The organism is Rhodococcus sp. MALMAid1271 (genome assembly GCF_049195265.1).
In the GTDB taxonomy this organism is placed as follows: domain Bacteria; phylum Actinomycetota; class Actinomycetes; order Mycobacteriales; family Mycobacteriaceae; genus Rhodococcoides.
This window is the reverse complement of record NZ_JBMIRQ010000097.1, coordinates 82,199-97,402: the sequence shown is the minus strand read 5'-3', so window position 1 is coordinate 97,402 and position 15,204 is coordinate 82,199. Positions and strand designations below refer to the sequence as shown.

General features: G+C 63.7%; 18 protein-coding genes. 15 read left to right on the top strand and 3 right to left on the bottom strand.

What is annotated here, in order from left to right; genetic code table 11:
• Positions 1-26 precede the first annotated feature (26 nt).
• Positions 27-701, top strand: coding sequence for a lysophospholipid acyltransferase family protein (locus ACOQFP_RS15050; protein WP_206490514.1), 675 nt, complete (start codon positions 27-29; stop codon positions 699-701).
• 3 nt (positions 702-704) lie between these two features.
• Here the strand turns inward: ACOQFP_RS15050 and ACOQFP_RS15045 are convergent, their stop codons facing one another.
• Positions 705-1,451, bottom strand: coding sequence for a polyprenol monophosphomannose synthase (locus ACOQFP_RS15045; protein ID WP_206490515.1), 747 nt, complete (start codon positions 1,449-1,451; stop codon positions 705-707).
• A 97-nt stretch (positions 1,452-1,548) separates the two neighbouring features.
• Positions 1,549-2,307: a 2-phosphosulfolactate phosphatase gene (locus tag ACOQFP_RS15040; protein WP_421584771.1), complete on the bottom strand. Its 759-nt coding sequence runs from the start codon at positions 2,305-2,307 to the stop codon at positions 1,549-1,551.
• A gap of 66 nt (positions 2,308-2,373) precedes the next feature.
• Between ACOQFP_RS15040 and ACOQFP_RS15035 the strand changes: the two genes are divergently transcribed.
• Positions 2,374-2,796, top strand: a complete 423-nt coding sequence (locus tag ACOQFP_RS15035) for a hypothetical protein (RefSeq protein WP_421584770.1) — start codon at positions 2,374-2,376, stop codon at positions 2,794-2,796.
• Between the two features lie 167 nt (positions 2,797-2,963).
• Here ACOQFP_RS15035 and ACOQFP_RS15030 read toward each other — a convergent pair whose 3' ends face one another.
• Positions 2,964-3,239 (bottom strand): hypothetical protein, encoded by a 276-nt coding sequence (locus tag ACOQFP_RS15030; protein ID WP_206490518.1) that lies wholly within the window; start codon positions 3,237-3,239, stop codon positions 2,964-2,966.
• A gap of 98 nt (positions 3,240-3,337) precedes the next feature.
• Between ACOQFP_RS15030 and ACOQFP_RS15025 the strand changes: the two genes are divergently transcribed.
• From ACOQFP_RS15025 to nuoK, 13 genes are all read left to right on the top strand, one after another.
• Positions 3,338-3,979, top strand: a complete 642-nt coding sequence (locus ACOQFP_RS15025; protein ID WP_341243431.1) for an AMIN-like domain-containing (lipo)protein — start codon at positions 3,338-3,340, stop codon at positions 3,977-3,979.
• Positions 3,980-4,058: 79 nt separating this feature from the next.
• Positions 4,059-4,505, top strand: a complete 447-nt coding sequence (locus tag ACOQFP_RS15020; RefSeq protein ID WP_421584769.1) for a hypothetical protein — start codon at positions 4,059-4,061, stop codon at positions 4,503-4,505.
• A gap of 250 nt (positions 4,506-4,755) precedes the next feature.
• The gene (locus tag ACOQFP_RS15015; RefSeq protein WP_206490658.1) at positions 4,756-5,115 is read left to right on the top strand and encodes an NADH-quinone oxidoreductase subunit A; all 360 of its coding nucleotides are present in this window, start codon (positions 4,756-4,758) and stop codon (positions 5,113-5,115) included.
• 55 nt (positions 5,116-5,170) lie between these two features.
• The gene (locus ACOQFP_RS15010; protein WP_206490521.1) at positions 5,171-5,725 is read left to right on the top strand and encodes a NuoB/complex I 20 kDa subunit family protein; all 555 of its coding nucleotides are present in this window, start codon (positions 5,171-5,173) and stop codon (positions 5,723-5,725) included.
• Positions 5,722-6,384 (top strand): NADH-quinone oxidoreductase subunit C, encoded by a 663-nt coding sequence (locus ACOQFP_RS15005; protein WP_421584768.1) that lies wholly within the window; start codon positions 5,722-5,724, stop codon positions 6,382-6,384. Before ACOQFP_RS15010 ends, ACOQFP_RS15005 begins: the two co-directional genes overlap by 4 nt.
• Complete coding sequence (gene nuoD, locus ACOQFP_RS15000; RefSeq protein ID WP_206490523.1) at positions 6,384-7,682, top strand: NADH dehydrogenase (quinone) subunit D; 1,299 nt, start codon at positions 6,384-6,386, stop codon at positions 7,680-7,682. Before ACOQFP_RS15005 ends, nuoD begins: the two co-directional genes overlap by 1 nt.
• Positions 7,679-8,575: an NADH-quinone oxidoreductase subunit NuoE gene (gene nuoE / locus ACOQFP_RS14995; protein WP_421584767.1), complete on the top strand. Its 897-nt coding sequence runs from the start codon at positions 7,679-7,681 to the stop codon at positions 8,573-8,575. The genes nuoD and nuoE overlap by 4 nt, the downstream gene beginning before the upstream one ends.
• 1 nt (position 8,576) lies before the next feature.
• On the top strand, positions 8,577-9,878 hold the full coding sequence (nuoF, locus tag ACOQFP_RS14990) for an NADH-quinone oxidoreductase subunit NuoF (protein WP_421584766.1): 1,302 nt from the start codon (positions 8,577-8,579) through the stop codon (positions 9,876-9,878).
• On the top strand, positions 9,875-12,304 hold the full coding sequence (locus ACOQFP_RS14985; RefSeq protein ID WP_421584765.1) for an NADH-quinone oxidoreductase subunit G: 2,430 nt from the start codon (positions 9,875-9,877) through the stop codon (positions 12,302-12,304). Before nuoF ends, ACOQFP_RS14985 begins: the two co-directional genes overlap by 4 nt.
• Complete coding sequence (gene nuoH, locus ACOQFP_RS14980; RefSeq protein ID WP_421584764.1) at positions 12,301-13,611, top strand: NADH-quinone oxidoreductase subunit NuoH; 1,311 nt, start codon at positions 12,301-12,303, stop codon at positions 13,609-13,611. Before ACOQFP_RS14985 ends, nuoH begins: the two co-directional genes overlap by 4 nt.
• The gene (gene nuoI / locus ACOQFP_RS14975; protein ID WP_206490528.1) at positions 13,604-14,149 is read left to right on the top strand and encodes an NADH-quinone oxidoreductase subunit NuoI; all 546 of its coding nucleotides are present in this window, start codon (positions 13,604-13,606) and stop codon (positions 14,147-14,149) included. Before nuoH ends, nuoI begins: the two co-directional genes overlap by 8 nt.
• Positions 14,146-14,907 carry an NADH-quinone oxidoreductase subunit J gene (locus ACOQFP_RS14970; RefSeq protein WP_206490529.1) on the top strand — a complete coding sequence of 254 codons (762 nt, stop codon included), beginning with the start codon at positions 14,146-14,148 and terminating at the stop codon, positions 14,905-14,907. The genes nuoI and ACOQFP_RS14970 overlap by 4 nt, the downstream gene beginning before the upstream one ends.
• Positions 14,904-15,203: an NADH-quinone oxidoreductase subunit NuoK gene (gene nuoK / locus ACOQFP_RS14965; RefSeq protein WP_008717020.1), complete on the top strand. Its 300-nt coding sequence runs from the start codon at positions 14,904-14,906 to the stop codon at positions 15,201-15,203. Before ACOQFP_RS14970 ends, nuoK begins: the two co-directional genes overlap by 4 nt.
• Position 15,204: the final 1 nt, after the last annotated feature.

Below are 15,204 nucleotides of genomic sequence, written 5' to 3'. Positions count from 1 at the left end.
CGCTGTCCACCCGAGAGGATCGAACGATGTGGTACCTGCTGTTCAAACACGTGCTGATCGGGCCGATTCTTCGCATTCTCGGCCGACCGACCGCGGTCGGGATGGACAACCTCCCGACGACAGGACCGGTGATTCTGGCCGGCAACCACCTCACCGTGGTCGATTCGTTCTTCCTCGTTCTCCTGGTGCCCCGTCGAGTCACTTTCATCGCCAAGAGCGAATATTTCACCGGTCGCGGCATCAAGGGGGCCGCGCTTCGATGGTTCTACTCTGCGACGGGCCAGGTACCCGTCGATCGACGCGGGGCAGATGCATCGGCTCCGGCCCTCATGGCAGCGAAAACTGTTCTGCAGCAAGGGAACGTGTGGGCGGTGTACCCGGAAGGAACCCGATCTCCTGACGGTCGACTCTACAAGGGCAAGACCGGCGTGGCTCGCGTCGCGATCGAGACCGGGGCACCCGTCGTGCCGATCGTGATGCACGGAACGCTCGGGGTCAACCCGGTGGGTTCGAGAATATGGCGACCGGGCAAGGTGACGATGACGGTAGGCAAACCCCTGCATTTCACGAGATACGCAGGGGGAGAGAACAACAGGGCCATCCTACGAGCGGCCACCGATGAAGTGATGGCAGCGCTGTCGAACCTGTCGGGACAGGAATACGTCGATGTCTACGCCGCCACGGTCAAGGACGCAGCATGAGGTTCAGAGCTTCTTCTTGCCCAGCAACAGTTTCCACGGCACCAGCGCCGACTCCAGCTGAACCGACAGGCTCATCTTGGATTCACCCTCGCTGCGCTCCTCGAACCTGATCGGCACCTCGGCGAGAACGAGGCCGTGCTTGACGGTTCGGTAGTTCATCTCGACCTGAAATGCATATCCGTTGCTCTCGACCGAGGCCACGTCGATGGTGCGGAGGGTGCGCGCGTGCCATGCCTTGAAGCCGGCGGTCGCGTCCTTGACGCCGAGGCGCAGAATCGTGTTCACGTAGAAATTCGCCCAAGCCGACAACGCTTTGCGATGCCAGGGCCAATCTGCGGCGACGGCCCCGCCGGGAACGTAGCGCGAGCCGAGAACGACGGCCGCGTCGGTGGTGGTCAGCTTGTCGATCATCGCCGGGATCACCTCGGTAGGGTGCGAGAGATCGGCATCCATCTGGATCACGATGTCCGCGCCTTCGTCGAGTGCCTTCGTCATACCCGCGACGTAGGCACGGCCGAGTCCGTTCTTCTCCGTGCGATGCAGAACGCTGACGTCGAGAGGACCGTCGAGTGCCAATTTGTCGGCGACATCACCGGTACCGTCGGGTGAATTGTCGTCGACCACCATCACGCCGAGCCCCTCGACCTTCAGCCCGGCGAGAAGCTCGACGAGCTTGGGGAGGTTCTCGCGTTCGTTGTACGTCGGTACGACGACGGTGGTCTTCGGGGCGGTTCGTTCCGTACTCACCACCGTATGATCCGTGATGAGGGTGTCCGATCCAAATATCGGACATCCTCGGCCGTGTCGGTGCAGCGCTTCGGGGCCGCCGTGACACTCGATCGAGCGGTCACCGCGTCGCGTCGGCGAACATCCCGCCGCGAAGAACCGGAACGCAGCAACTCGATCCGATCTCGGCGGCGATCGTCACGTCCTCGGGATGACCCAGGGCGTCCAGTTCCCGGCCGGACGCGCAGCGCCGCAGCTCGGAGCCTGCATCGTGTTCGACGGCTCGCCACGCCGCCGCTGCCATCACGGCCTCAGGAGACGCGTCGACGGCCCCGGTGTTCAGGAGTGCGGACATGACCGCCCCGGCACCCCACAGGTCCTCAGCGGGCCGCAACGATCCGTCGGGCCATCGCTCGCCGGCCGCTATGACGGCAATCACCGCGTTCGGGCTCGTGGCTCGGATCCACTGCGCGGCTGCGTCGGCGTTTCTCAGCGAAGCGCCGACGCACACCCCGACCCTGCCGGCCAGCTCGTCCGCGATGGTGGATCCGTTGGGTGACGGCAACACCAGGCGTGCAGGCGCAGGCGCGGCACGGACGGTTGCCGGGCACAAGCTGATCTGCCCCGATGTGGTCGCCGCACGTCCAACGGCGAGAGCTGCGTCGAACTGATCGGCCAGCTGCTCGGCTCGGGAGTCACGCCAGCGGCTGGGGACGACCTCTATTCCCGCATCCACCGCGACCGTCAGCGTTGTGGTGAACGAGAGCACATCGACGATCACGGCGACATCGGCTCCGTCGCCTATCGCATCGGCCCCCGACAGACCCCACTCGAAGCGGAGCCGGTATGCGCTTTGGGACATGCTCGGGTCGACAGGCATCACCGAACGGTAGCAACAGGGGAGACGGTGATACGTTCGGCGCGGAATCGAGTGGGGGAGCTGGGGATGCAGTTGGAGTTCGATACCACGGTGATCGTCCTCGCGGCGAGTCTGTTGTTGCTGTGGGCGTTGGGCTTGGGGGTGCTCAAATACCACCAGATGTCGACATCGGCGGACGGGGCGGCGCATCGCTACGTCGACATCGCCCATCGAGCCGCGCTGATGTATTCGTTCGCCGCACTGATATTGGCCGTTCTCGCGCAGTTCAGCGCCTGGTCGGTCCCGGTCGATCTGACGGCTGCATCCGTGGTGCTGCTGTTCTTCGTGGCTGCGATCGCCGGGTACACCGTGCACGGGATCCGCCGGGACACCGAGAATCAGTTCGTCCATCCAGTCCCGGGGACTCACGTGTTCATGCTGCTGTTGATCATCGGTGAGATCGGAGGAACTGCGGTCCTCGTGGCCGGATTCGTGGCCGAGCAGTTCTGAGCTGTGACCGGCGGCAAGACTGCCTGTTGCGGTTCGCAGCGGGCGTCGGATGGTGTTCGGCGCGGCTGCGGTGGAACGTTCAGTTGCCTGGGTGTCGGTTGTATTGCTGCGCAAGGGATGATGGCTGCTGTGGTGCGGCACCGGATGGCCTGCACCTGATCCGGTTCTCATCTGGGGTCGAGGTAGAGCTCCGCGGTCTCGGTGGCGACCGCCGAGACCGCAGCTGCGAGCCCTGGTTCGAGGTCGAGTGCAGCTGTGAGCCGCTCGCCGCGCAGACCCTGCGTCCGAAGTATCTCCCAGGCCTGCTCCACCAGCCGAACCGAGGTGGGATGGTCCAATTCGGGGCGGTTCGAGCGCAACGCCGTGGCCGCCCAATCGGCGTCGAATGTGCCGTTGGGTGGACCGAACACGCGCTCACCCGAGGAATAGCTCTTGGGCTCCATGTTCCGACGCTAGCAGAATCGACCGTCGGTGCGATCGTGACCGAATCGCGGTCGAACAGCACTACCGAACCGAACGGTATCTTCAGTACGGTGGGTCGATGGACCACAGCCGCGATTCCGCGACCATCCCGCTCGCGGTCGCGGCATCGGTGTTGACCGGCCTCCTGGTGGGCTGTTCCGGCAGTGGCACCCCCGAGGTCGTCGAGGAGGTCTCGGCGAGCACGAACTACACCACGATCACCGGATCGCTGATCGTGGGAGATCCCTCGCCTGTTGCGCCGACCGCCGAGGTTCCGCCCCTCGTGATCCCGACGTTGCCCGACGGTCTGGGCGGTGCCCGTGCCTCGGGTTCGTCATCGGTCGGCGTCACCGAAGTGAATGTCTCGGGGTCCTCGGCCGTCGAATATCGGCTGGCAGGAAACGGGTCGGTGTCGTACACGGTCAGATACGTCGACGAGGCCGTCCGATACGGCACGAGTGAACCGCTGGCGGTGCCGGGGAAGTCGGTGCTGCAGGTGGACCTGTCCGGTGCGTCGGCGGAATCGGACGACAGCTTCGCTCCGTACACCGGGCCGGAACGGATTCGAGTCGGTGCCGACTCCGCCGTGGTGTCGGTCGACTTTCTGGCCGATCCCGACGGAATCTCTCAGTCCTTCATCGCAGTGAGTACCGATCGCCCCGAGTTCACCGTGACTACGACCGAAAACCCTGCCGCGGTGATCGTCACCATCGCGTCCTGACGGACTCGGCGTGCGTCGAATGCATGTCGGCCGTGGCGGTTTCGGTCCGTCCTCCACGACCCCGCGGTAGCATCGCGATGTGTCTGACGTCACAGCGGGACAGAATCGACCACCTCGTGTGCGGGTGCTCGTCTACAGTAGCGACGCGAACACGCGGGCTCGGGTGAGGTCCGCGGTGGGGAATCGACCGGACCCGGCAGTGGGTGAGATCGAGTACACGGACATAGCCACGGCAGCTGTCGTCGTCGAGCACATGGATGCGGGCGGGGTGGACCTGGCGATTCTGGACGGCGAGGCCTCACCGGTCGGCGGCATGGGCCTGGCGAAGCAGCTCAAGGACGAGATCGACAGTTGCCCGCCGGTGCTGGTGCTGATCGGACGTCCCGACGACAGGTGGCTGGCCGATTGGTCGCGCGCCGAAGCGGCGGTTCCGTACCCCCTGGACCCGATACGACTGGGGCGTGCAGTGGTGGATCTGCTGATCGAGCATGCTGCGCACCCGAGGTCCGGAGCGCCGTCTCGCTAGAGCTGTGCAGCTCCGAAGGAGAGCGCGGGAAGTGGTGACCGCTGCACCCTCGAAAAGCAAGTGATATAGATCACAGTCCGCGGGCCTCTGGATGCGGGCGAGCTATGGGCGTCAACGGTTTACGAAACTCGACTGCTCGAAATCCCGCGAGATTCGCACCGAACCCATACTGTGTGTTTCAGGTCACATTGGTACGGCCGTCGCATTCGGTGTGCGGCGGCGCGGTCGTCGATCGAGGGAGCGGATGTCCGTGAACGCCTACGTTCCGATTCTTGTTCTCGGTGCCATCGCGATCGTGTTCGCGGTGTTCTCGGTGATGGTCGGCACCATGGTGGGACCCGCCCGATACAACCGTGCCAAGTTCGACGCGTACGAGTGCGGTATCGAGCCGACGATGCATGCACCGACGGGGCAACGGTTTCCGGTGAAGTTCTACCTCACCGCGATGCTGTTCATCATTTTCGACATCGAAATCGTCTTCCTCTATCCCTGGGCCGTCCATCTCGACGTGCTGGGAGCCTTCGGCCTCGTTGCGATGGGGCTGTTCGTCGTCAACGTGTCGGTGGCCTACGTCTACGAGTGGCGACGAGGCGGACTCGGTTGGGACTGATCGACGAAAAGACAGTGCATTGTTCTCCTTCTGCGGAACCGAAAGAGCGTGATCGATGGGACTCGAAGAGAAGCTGCCCAGTGGATTCCTGCTGACCACGGTCGAGGGCCTGGCCGGTTACGCCCGCAAGGGTTCGCTGTGGCCCGCCACGTTCGGTCTGGCGTGCTGTGCGATCGAGATGATGGCGACCACCTCCGGCAGATTCGACCTCGCGCGATTCGGTATGGAGGCGTTCCGCGCATCCCCGCGCCAGGCGGATCTGATGATCGTGGCGGGGCGCGTCAGCCAGAAGATGGGACCGGTGCTCCGGCAGGTGTACGACCAGATGGCCGAACCGAAATGGGTTCTTGCCATGGGAGTCTGCGCATCCTCGGGCGGAATGTTCAACAACTACGCGGTGGTTCAGGGGGTCGACCACATCGTTCCGGTCGACATCTACCTGCCTGGTTGCCCACCTCGACCCGAGATGTTGCTCAACGCAATCTTGGAGCTGCACAAGAAGATTCAACAGATGCCGCTCGGTGTCAATCGTGAGCAGGTGCGCGCGGCCGCGGAAGCGGCGGCGCTCTCGTCCACCCCGACGATCGATCTGAAAGGAATGCTGCGATGACCACGCGCGGACCTGGCGGGATGTTCGGTGTGCGGGGCACGGGTGACACCTCGGGCTACGGACGACTGCAGCCGCCGGTGGCAACGGCGGACACCGCCGAGCGGCCGTACGGCACCTACTTCGACGCCCTTGTCGACCGACTGGCCGCAGTTCTCGAATCCGGTGATGCACCGGTGCCGTCCGACGACGCCATCGAGCGGGTGGTGATACACCGGGGCGAGCTGACACTGCACATCGCGCGTCAGCATCTTCCTGCAGTGGCCCACGCGTTGCGCGACGACGAGGAACTGCGATTCGAATTGTGCACTGGCGCATCGGGTGTGCACTATCCGGACCAGGTCGGCCGCGAACTCCACGTGGTGTACCACCTCGTCTCGATCACGCACGGGCGCCGGGTGCGACTCGAAGTCGCCGTCCCCGACGCAGATCCGCACACTCCCTCGCTCTGCGGGGTGTATCCGACCAACGACTGGCACGAGCGTGAGGTCTACGACTTCTTCGGACTCGTCTTCGACGGTCACCCCGCTCTCACGCGAATCGAAATGCCCGACGACTGGGTCGGCCATCCGCAACGAAAGGACTATCCGCTCGGCGGAATTCCGATCGAGTACAAGGGCGCTCGAATTGCGCCTCCCAACGAGCGCAGGTCGTACAGCTGATGAGCGCAACGAACGAGACGATCTACGCGGTCTCCGGTCAGGACTGGGATGACGTCGTCGAGCTGGCACGCGGATCGGGTACCGAACGGATCGTGGTCAACATGGGACCGCAGCACCCGTCCACCCACGGCGTGCTGCGACTGATTCTCGAAATCGAGGGTGAAACGGTCACCGAGGCGCGATGCGGGATCGGCTACCTGCATACCGGAATCGAGAAGAACCTGGAATATCGCAACTGGACCCAGGGCGTCACTTTCGTCACTCGCATGGACTATCTGTCGCCGTTCTTCAACGAGACCGCATATTGCCTGGGGGTGGAGAAACTCCTCGATATCACCGACGACGTTCCCGAGCGGGCGACAGTTGTACGAGTGATGCTGATGGAGCTCAACCGCATTTCCTCGCATCTCGTCGCATTAGCCACGGGCGGAATGGAATTGGGAGCGGTGACGGCGATGCTGTTCGGCTTCCGCGAGCGCGAGCTGATCCTCGACGTCTTCGAGGCCATCACCGGACTTCGCATGAATCACGCCTACATTCGTCCGGGAGGACTGTCGCAGGATCTGCCGGGGGACGCGATCGAGAAGGTTCGCGAGCTGCTGCGGGTGATGCCCGGACGACTTCGCGATCTCGAACTCATGCTCAACGACAACCCGATCTGGAAGGCCAGAACCGAGAACGTCGGATATCTGGATCTGACCGGATGCATGGCCCTCGGCGTCACCGGTCCGGTGCTTCGGTCCACCGGGCTGCCCTACGATCTGCGTCGCTCCGATCCCTACTGCGGATACGAGAACTACGAGTTCGATGTCATCACCGACACCGGAAGCGACTGCTACGGGCGCTATCTCATTCGGGTGGAGGAGATGAAGGAATCGTTGAAGATCGTCGAACAAACCCTCGATCGTCTGCGTCCCGGGCCGGTGGTCATCGACGACAAGAAGATCGCCTGGCCTGCCGAGTTGGTGTCGGGCCCAGACGGGCTCGGAAACTCGCAGGATCACGTCCGTACCATCATGGACACCTCGATGGAGTCGCTGATTCATCACTTCAAGCTGGTCACCGAGGGTATGCGGGTCCCGGCTGGTCAAGTGCTCTCCTCGGTGGAGTCGCCGCGAGGAGAACTGGGCGTGCACATCGTCAGCGATGGCGGAACACAGCCGTACCGGGTGCACTTCAGGGATCCGTCCTTCACCAACCTGCAAGCGGTCGCCGCGATGTGCGAGGGCGGAATGATCTCCGATGTCATTGCGGCAGTGGCCAGTATCGACCCGGTGATGGGCGGGGTCGACCGATGACCGCACAATCGCAGTCGGAGCCGGTTCTGATCCAACTCGGAGCGCGGCCGGAGGAAGCGGTGCAGCTCGCCCGTCCCGGCGCACGAGCCTCGTATTCTCCCGAGCAGCGCACTCGCCTACGTGCCGACGCCGACATCATCCTCGCGCGTTACCCGCAATCGCGTTCTGCGCTGCTCCCACTGCTGCATCTGGTGCAATCCGAGGACGGTGCTCTGACACCTGCCGGCATCGAGTTCTGTGCCGAGGTACTCGACCTCACCGGAGCCGAGGTGACGGCCGTTGCCACCTTCTACTCGATGTACCGGCGCGAGCCCACCGGCACGTATCGCGTCGGAGTGTGTACCAACACCCTGTGTGCTGTCATGGGTGGTGACGCGATCATGGAGGCATTGACCGATCACCTCGGCATCGGCCACGGCGAGACGACCGAGGACGGCACGATCACCCTCGAACACATCGAGTGCAACGCTGCCTGCGATTACGCGCCGGTCATGATGGTCAACTGGGAGTTCTTCGACAACAGCTCTCCGTCGACGGCGCGTGCTCTGGTCGATGCACTTCGATTTGGAGCGCAGGTCACCCCGACGCGCGGCGCTCCACTGTGCACCTTTCGACAGACCGAACGCATTCTTGCCGGTTTTGCCGACGAGCGGCCCGGTGCACTCGAATCGAGCGGTGGCGCAGGTGAAGCCAGCCTCGTCGGTCTGCGCTACGCGCGAGAACACGCTATGTCGGCTCCCGAAACGGAACCGAACGTGCAGGACGAACATCCCGATCTCGGAGCAGAAGCAGTGTCGGAGACGGTGCGGGAGAAGCCTGCACCGGCTCCCTCTGCCACCGTGCCACCACGCGCGAACACCGCCGAGACCGATCCACCGACGAAGGGGAATTGAGATGGCCCTGACGCCGGTGTTGAGCGAGTTCTGGGACGAGAAGAACTCCTGGACACTCGAAACCTATCGAAGTCACGAGGGATATCGAGGGCTGGAGAAAGCCCTCGCCATGGACCCCGACGACCTCATCGCATTCGTCAAGGAATCGGGCCTGCGGGGCCGTGGGGGTGCGGGATTCCCGACCGGCACCAAATGGAGCTTCATACCGCAGAACGACGGTAAAGAGCACTATCTGGTGGTCAACGCCGACGAGTCCGAGCCGGGCACCTGCAAGGACATGCCACTGCTGATGGCCAGTCCACACACCCTGATCGAGGGAATCGTCATCGCTGCGTACGCGATTCGCGCATCGCACGCGTTCGTCTACGTGCGCGGGGAAGTGGTTCCGGTGCTGCGGCGGTTGCAGGCCGCGGTGGCCGAGGCCTACTCGGCGGGGTATCTGGGAATGGGCGTTCTCGGTTCGGAATTCGATCTGGAGTTGGTGGTCCACGCCGGTGCAGGCGCATACATCTGTGGTGAAGAGACAGCCCTGCTCGACTCGCTGGAAGGACGGCGCGGACAACCCCGGTTGCGTCCACCGTTCCCGGCGGTCGCGGGCTTGTACGCGCGTCCGACGGTGGTCAACAACGTCGAATCGATTGCCAGCGTTCCGGTGATATTACGGAAGGGAATCGAATGGTTCCGATCGATGGGCACCGAGAAGTCGCCCGGCTTCACGCTGTACTCGATCTCCGGTCATGTATGCCGACCGGGGCAGTACGAGGCACCACTGGGAATCACGTTGCGGGAACTCCTCGATTACGCAGGTGGGGTCAGACCGGGCCACCAACTGAAGTTCTGGACGCCGGGCGGCTCGTCGACGCCGATCCTCACCGACGATCATCTCGACGTGCCTCTCGATTACGAGGGTGTCGGAGCAGCCGGATCGATGTTGGGTACCAAGGCATTGCAGATATTCGACGACACCACGTGCGTGGTACGAGCAGTGTTGCGATGGACCGAGTTCTACGCACACGAATCCTGCGGCAAGTGCACACCGTGCCGGGAGGGCACGTACTGGCTGGTGCAGATACTGCGTCGACTCGACACCGGTACCGGCACCGAGGACGACCTGGACACGCTGCTCGATATAGCGGATGGCATCGCAGGAAAGTCGTTCTGCGCGTTGGGAGACGGGGCCGCGAGCCCGATCGTGTCCTCACTGGCGCACTTCCGTGACGAATACGTTCGACACGTGACCGAGCACGGATGCCCGTTCGATCCGCACCTGTCGACGTTGATGGCAGAGGAGTTCTCGTCATGACCGACGTGTCGGTGGAGCTGGTGACGTTGACCATCGACGATCACGAGATCAGTGTTCCGAAGGGCACTTTGGTGATCCGTGCCGCCGAGTTGATGGGGGTGCAGATTCCACGCTTCTGCGACCATCCGCTGCTCGATCCCGTGGGCGCGTGTCGGCAATGCCTGGTGGAGGTCGAAGGGCAGCGCAAGCCGCTGGCATCGTGCACGACGACTGTGGCGGAGGGCATGATCGTACGCACGCAGGTGACGTCCGAGTCTGCCGAGAAGGCGCAGCGCGGCGTCATGGAACTGCTGCTGATCAATCACCCGCTCGACTGCCCGGTGTGCGACAAAGGCGGCGAATGTCCGCTGCAGAATCAGGCGATGGCCGCAGGACGGACCGAGTCCAGGTTCACCGAGACCAAACGTACGTATCCCAAGCCCATTCCGTTGTCGGCCGAGATCCTGCTCGATCGGGAACGCTGCGTTCTGTGCGCTCGATGCACTCGGTTCGCGGAGCAAGTTGCCGGCGACCCTTCGATCGAGCTCCTCGAACGCGGTGCGGTGCAACAGGTGGGCATCTTCGGTGACGAACCGTTCGACTCCTATTTCTCGGGTAACACAGTTCAGATCTGTCCGGTCGGGGCTCTGACCAACATCGAGTATCGGTTCCGTGCGCGGCCGTACGATCTGACGTCGTCGCCGAGTGTGTGCGAGCACTGTGCGGGAGGGTGCGCTCAACGCACCGATCATCGACGCGGCACGGTATTGCGTCGTCTCGCAGGGGATGATCCGCAGGTCAACGAGGAATGGAACTGCGACAAGGGTCGCTGGGCGTTCAAATATGCCACTGAACCGGATCGCATCACCGCACCGATGATCCGAGACGAGTCGGGTGCCCTCATCGAGACGTCGTGGTCGGCCGCACTGGCCGCCGCGGCAAGGGGATTGGCCGCCTCTGTGGGGCGTGCGGCGGTGCTCGTCGGCGGACGATCGACTCTCGAAGACTCCTACGCCTATGCGAAATTCGCCCGAAAAGTACTGCGCACCAATGATATCGACTTCCGAAATCGTGATCACAGCACGGAGGAATCGAACTTCCTGGCCAGTCGCGTGGCAGCGACCGGGCTGGGGGTCACCTACTCCGACTTCGCGAATGCTCCGGTCGTCCTCCTGGTGGCCTTCGAGCCCGAGGAGGAATCACCACTGATATTCCTGCGGCTGCGTGCGGCGCACCGCACCAACGGCGTCCGTGTGGCATCGATCGCCCCCTGGGCAAGTCGAGGGCTGAGCAAGCTCGGTGGTGCGCTCGTGCAGTCGATTCCCGGTGACGAGCCGCAGTGGCTGGACGCCCTGCGTGTCGGCGACCGCGATACCGACTCGATTGCTCAGCTCCTCCGAGAGCCGGGGGCGATCGTTCTCGTGGGCGAGCGGCTCGGCTGCGTTCCCGGTGGATTGTCTGCGGTGTCGGCTCTGGTCGACAGCACGGGAGCGACCATGGCCTGGGTTCCACGTCGAGCAGGCGAGCGGGGTGCACTCGACGCCGGCGCGCTGCCGAACGTGCTGCCGGGTGGACGGCCTGTGGCGGACTCGGCGGCACGCGCCGAGGTTGCAGCTGTATGGGGTATCGACGACCTCCCTGCGGACGCGGGCCGCGACACTGCCGCGATCCTGGCCGATGCCTGCCCGGATCGCGCAGTGGTCACAGCAGGAATCGATATCGACGACCTGCCCGATCCGCGTGGCGCACTCGATGCGCTGGATCGATCGGCGTTCGTGGTCAGCCTCGAACTGCGCCACAGCGCGGTGACCGAGCGTGCCGATGTGGTGTTCCCGGTGGCCCCGGTGGTCGACAAGCCCGGAACGTTCGTCGACTGGGAAGGTAGGCCCAGGGCGTTCGGCACGGCACTCGGTTCAGGCGCACTGATGCCCGACCAACGCGTACTCGACGCCATCGCCGCCCAGATGGGCGTCGAACTGTCGCTTCCGGATGCGACGGCTGCGCGAGACGAACTGGCTCGTCTCGGCACCTGGACAGGCCAACGCCAGATCCTCGCTCCGGTGCCAGCGCGTGGCGATCTGCCGTCGCCTGCCCCCGGCCACGCGATTCTGGCCACGTGGCGAATGCTGATCGATTCGGGACGGATGCAGGACGGCGAGGACAATCTCGCGCGGACCGGGCGGTCACCGGTGGTCCGACTGTCTGCGAGGACGGCGTCGAATATCGGCGCGGAGGAGGGTGATCTGGTCGTCGTCGAGACCGAGCGTGGTTCGATCACGCTGCCGCTGACGATCACCGATCTGCCCGACAACGTGGTGTGGGTGCCGATGAACTCGCCCGGCTCGGCGGTGTATCGGACTCTCGGTGCGGCCTCGGGCGATCTGGTGAAGCTGCGGACGGGGCCTACGGCTGCGACAGGACAGCTCGATGAGGAGGTCTCGTCATGATCGTCGCCGCACCGACCGATCTGTCGATGTTCGGCACCGACCCGTGGTGGTTGGTCGTCGGAAAGGCAGTGGCCGTCTTCGTCTTCCTGGTGCTCACACCACTGATCGCCATCTATGTCGAACGCAAGATCATGGCGTGGATGCAGATGCGGGTGGGGCCCAACCGTGTCGGTCCGTGGGGACTGCTGCAGTCGCTGATGGACGGGATCAAGCTCGCCCTGAAAGAGGGAATCACTCCCGCCGGCGTCGACAAGCCGATTTACATTCTGGCACCGATCATCTCGGTGGTTCCGGCGTTCATGGCCTTCGCCGTGATCCCGTTCGGACCGCAGGTGTCGGTGTTCGGGACGACGACCGAGCTGCAGATGACCGATCTTCCGGTGGGGGTTCTGTACATTCTCGCGGTCACCTCGGTCGGTGTGTACGGCATAGTCCTGGCCGGATGGGCATCGGGTTCGACATACCCGCTGCTCGGAGCACTTCGCTCGACCGCCCAGGTGATCTCGTACGAGGTCGCGATGGGTCTGTCGTTCGCCGCGGTATTCCTGTACGCGGGCACGATGTCGACATCCGGAATCGTTGCTGCGCAACAGAACACTTGGTACGTGTTCCTGCTGCTGCCCTCGTTTCTGGTGTACGTCACGGCCATGGTCGGTGAAACCAACCGCGCCCCGTTCGACCTGCCCGAGGCCGAAGGAGAGCTGGTCGGCGGGTTCCACACCGAGTACTCGTCACTACGCTTCGCGATGTTCATGCTCGCCGAGTACATCAATATGGTCACCGTCTCGGCACTCGCCACCACCCTCTTCCTCGGAGGCTGGCACGCGCCGATTCCGCTGAGCCTGTGGAGCGGTGCCAATTCCGGGTGGTGGCCGGTGCTGTGGTTCACCCTCAAGGTCTGGATGTTCCTGTTCGTGTTCATCTGGCTGCGCTCGACTCTGCCGCGTCTGCGGTACGACCAGTTCATGAATTTCGGGTGGAAGATCCTCATCCCGGTCGCGCTGATCTGGGTGATGGTCATTGCAACAGTGCGAGTACTGGGTACCGGGCGATTCGACGTTCCGCTCGTCACGTTCATCGTCTCGATGGTCTTCGCTCTCGCCGTCCTGGGCTCGTTGTTGTCGATGCTGCGAAGACGCACCCGCGATCGACACGTGTCGACGTCTGCTGCCGAGGCAGAGTTCGACGCCCTGGCCGGAGGATTCCCGATTCCTCCCACTCCTGCGCAGGGCTCGCGATTTTCGAGCCGGCACGCCGGTACCCGGTCCCCAGTGACCACGCCCGAGAAGGAGAATGCCGATGCCTGAATTTCTCGGTCCCATCGCCGGTTTCGGCGTCACGTTCGCCACGATGTTCAAAAAGCCCGAGACCGAACTGTATCCCGAGCAGAAGAAGCCGACCGAGGTCCGCTACCACGGCCGCCATCAGCTCAACCGGTACGCGGACGGCCTCGAGAAGTGCATCGGCTGCGAGCTCTGCGCATGGGCCTGCCCGGCCGATGCCATCTACGTCGAAGGTGCCGACAACACCGAGACCGAACGATTCTCACCGGGCGAGCGATACGGTGGGGTCTATCAGATCAACTACCTCCGCTGCATCGGCTGCGGGTTGTGTGTAGAGGCCTGCCCCACAAGGGCTTTGACGATGACCAACGAGTACGAACTCGCCGGTGACAACAGAGCAGATCTGATCTACGAGAAGGATGCTCTGCTGGCACCGATGGAGCCCGACATGGTCCCGCCGCCGCATGCGATGGCACCTGGGTGCACCGCCGAGGACTACTACCGCGGCACCGTCACCGGCACCGAGGGTGCGGTCGAGACCGACAGCGGACCGGTTCGATGACTGCGCAGGCAGCGGCCGTACAACTGGCACTGGAGTCGACGTCCACCGGTGAGGCGGTGCAGTTCTGGACCTTGGGTGTCGTTGCGGTCATCGGCGCGCTCGGGGTGGTGATGAGCACCAAAGCGGTCTACTCGGCGCTGTTCCTCGCGGCCACGATGGTGGTGCTGGCGACGTTCTACATGGCTCAGGGGGCACTGTTTCTCGGTGTCGTGCAGATCGTCGTCTACACCGGCGCGGTGATGATGCTCTTCCTGTTCGTGCTGATGCTGGTCGGAGTCGACACCTCGGAATCGTTGTCGGAGACGCTGCGCGGGCATCGCGTCGCGGCCGTCGTCATCGGGATCGGCTTCGGACTGCTGATCATCGGGGTCCTGCTGCGTGACGCGGCCAGTACCGGTCGGCTCGAATTCGCAGGGCTCGACGCAGCCAATTCCACCGGCAACGTCGAGGGCCTGGCCGAGCTGATCTTCGTCGAATACGTGTGGGCGTTCGAGCTGACCGGCGCGCTGTTGATCACTGCAACCATCGGGGCGATGATCCTGGCGCACCGCGAAGCACTCGGACCGGTCAAGGGGCAGCGCGAAATATCCCGGGATCGGTTCCGAGACGGCACCAGAGTGACGCCCTTGCCGAGCCCGGGTGTGTACGCCCGACACAACGGCGTCGATCGCCGCGCTCTGCTGCCGGACGGGACCGAATCGCAGTCCTCTGTCAATGCCATGTTCGCCGAGCCACGAACCGACGGTGACGAGCGATGAATCCCGAGAATTACCTCTATCTGTCGGTTCTGCTGTTCACCATCGGCGCGGCGGGTGTCATCGTCAGGCGCAACGCGATCATCGTGTTCATGTGCATCGAATTGATGCTCAACGCAGTCAATCTGGCGTTCGTCACGTTCTCCCGCATGCACGGAAATCTGGACGGACAGTTGTTCGCGTTCTTCACCATGGTGGTCGCTGCTGCCGAGGTGGTGGTGGGCCTGGCGATCATCATGGCCATCTTCCGCTCTCGTCGCTCGATCTCGATGGACGAGAACTCCTTGATGAAGAACTGAC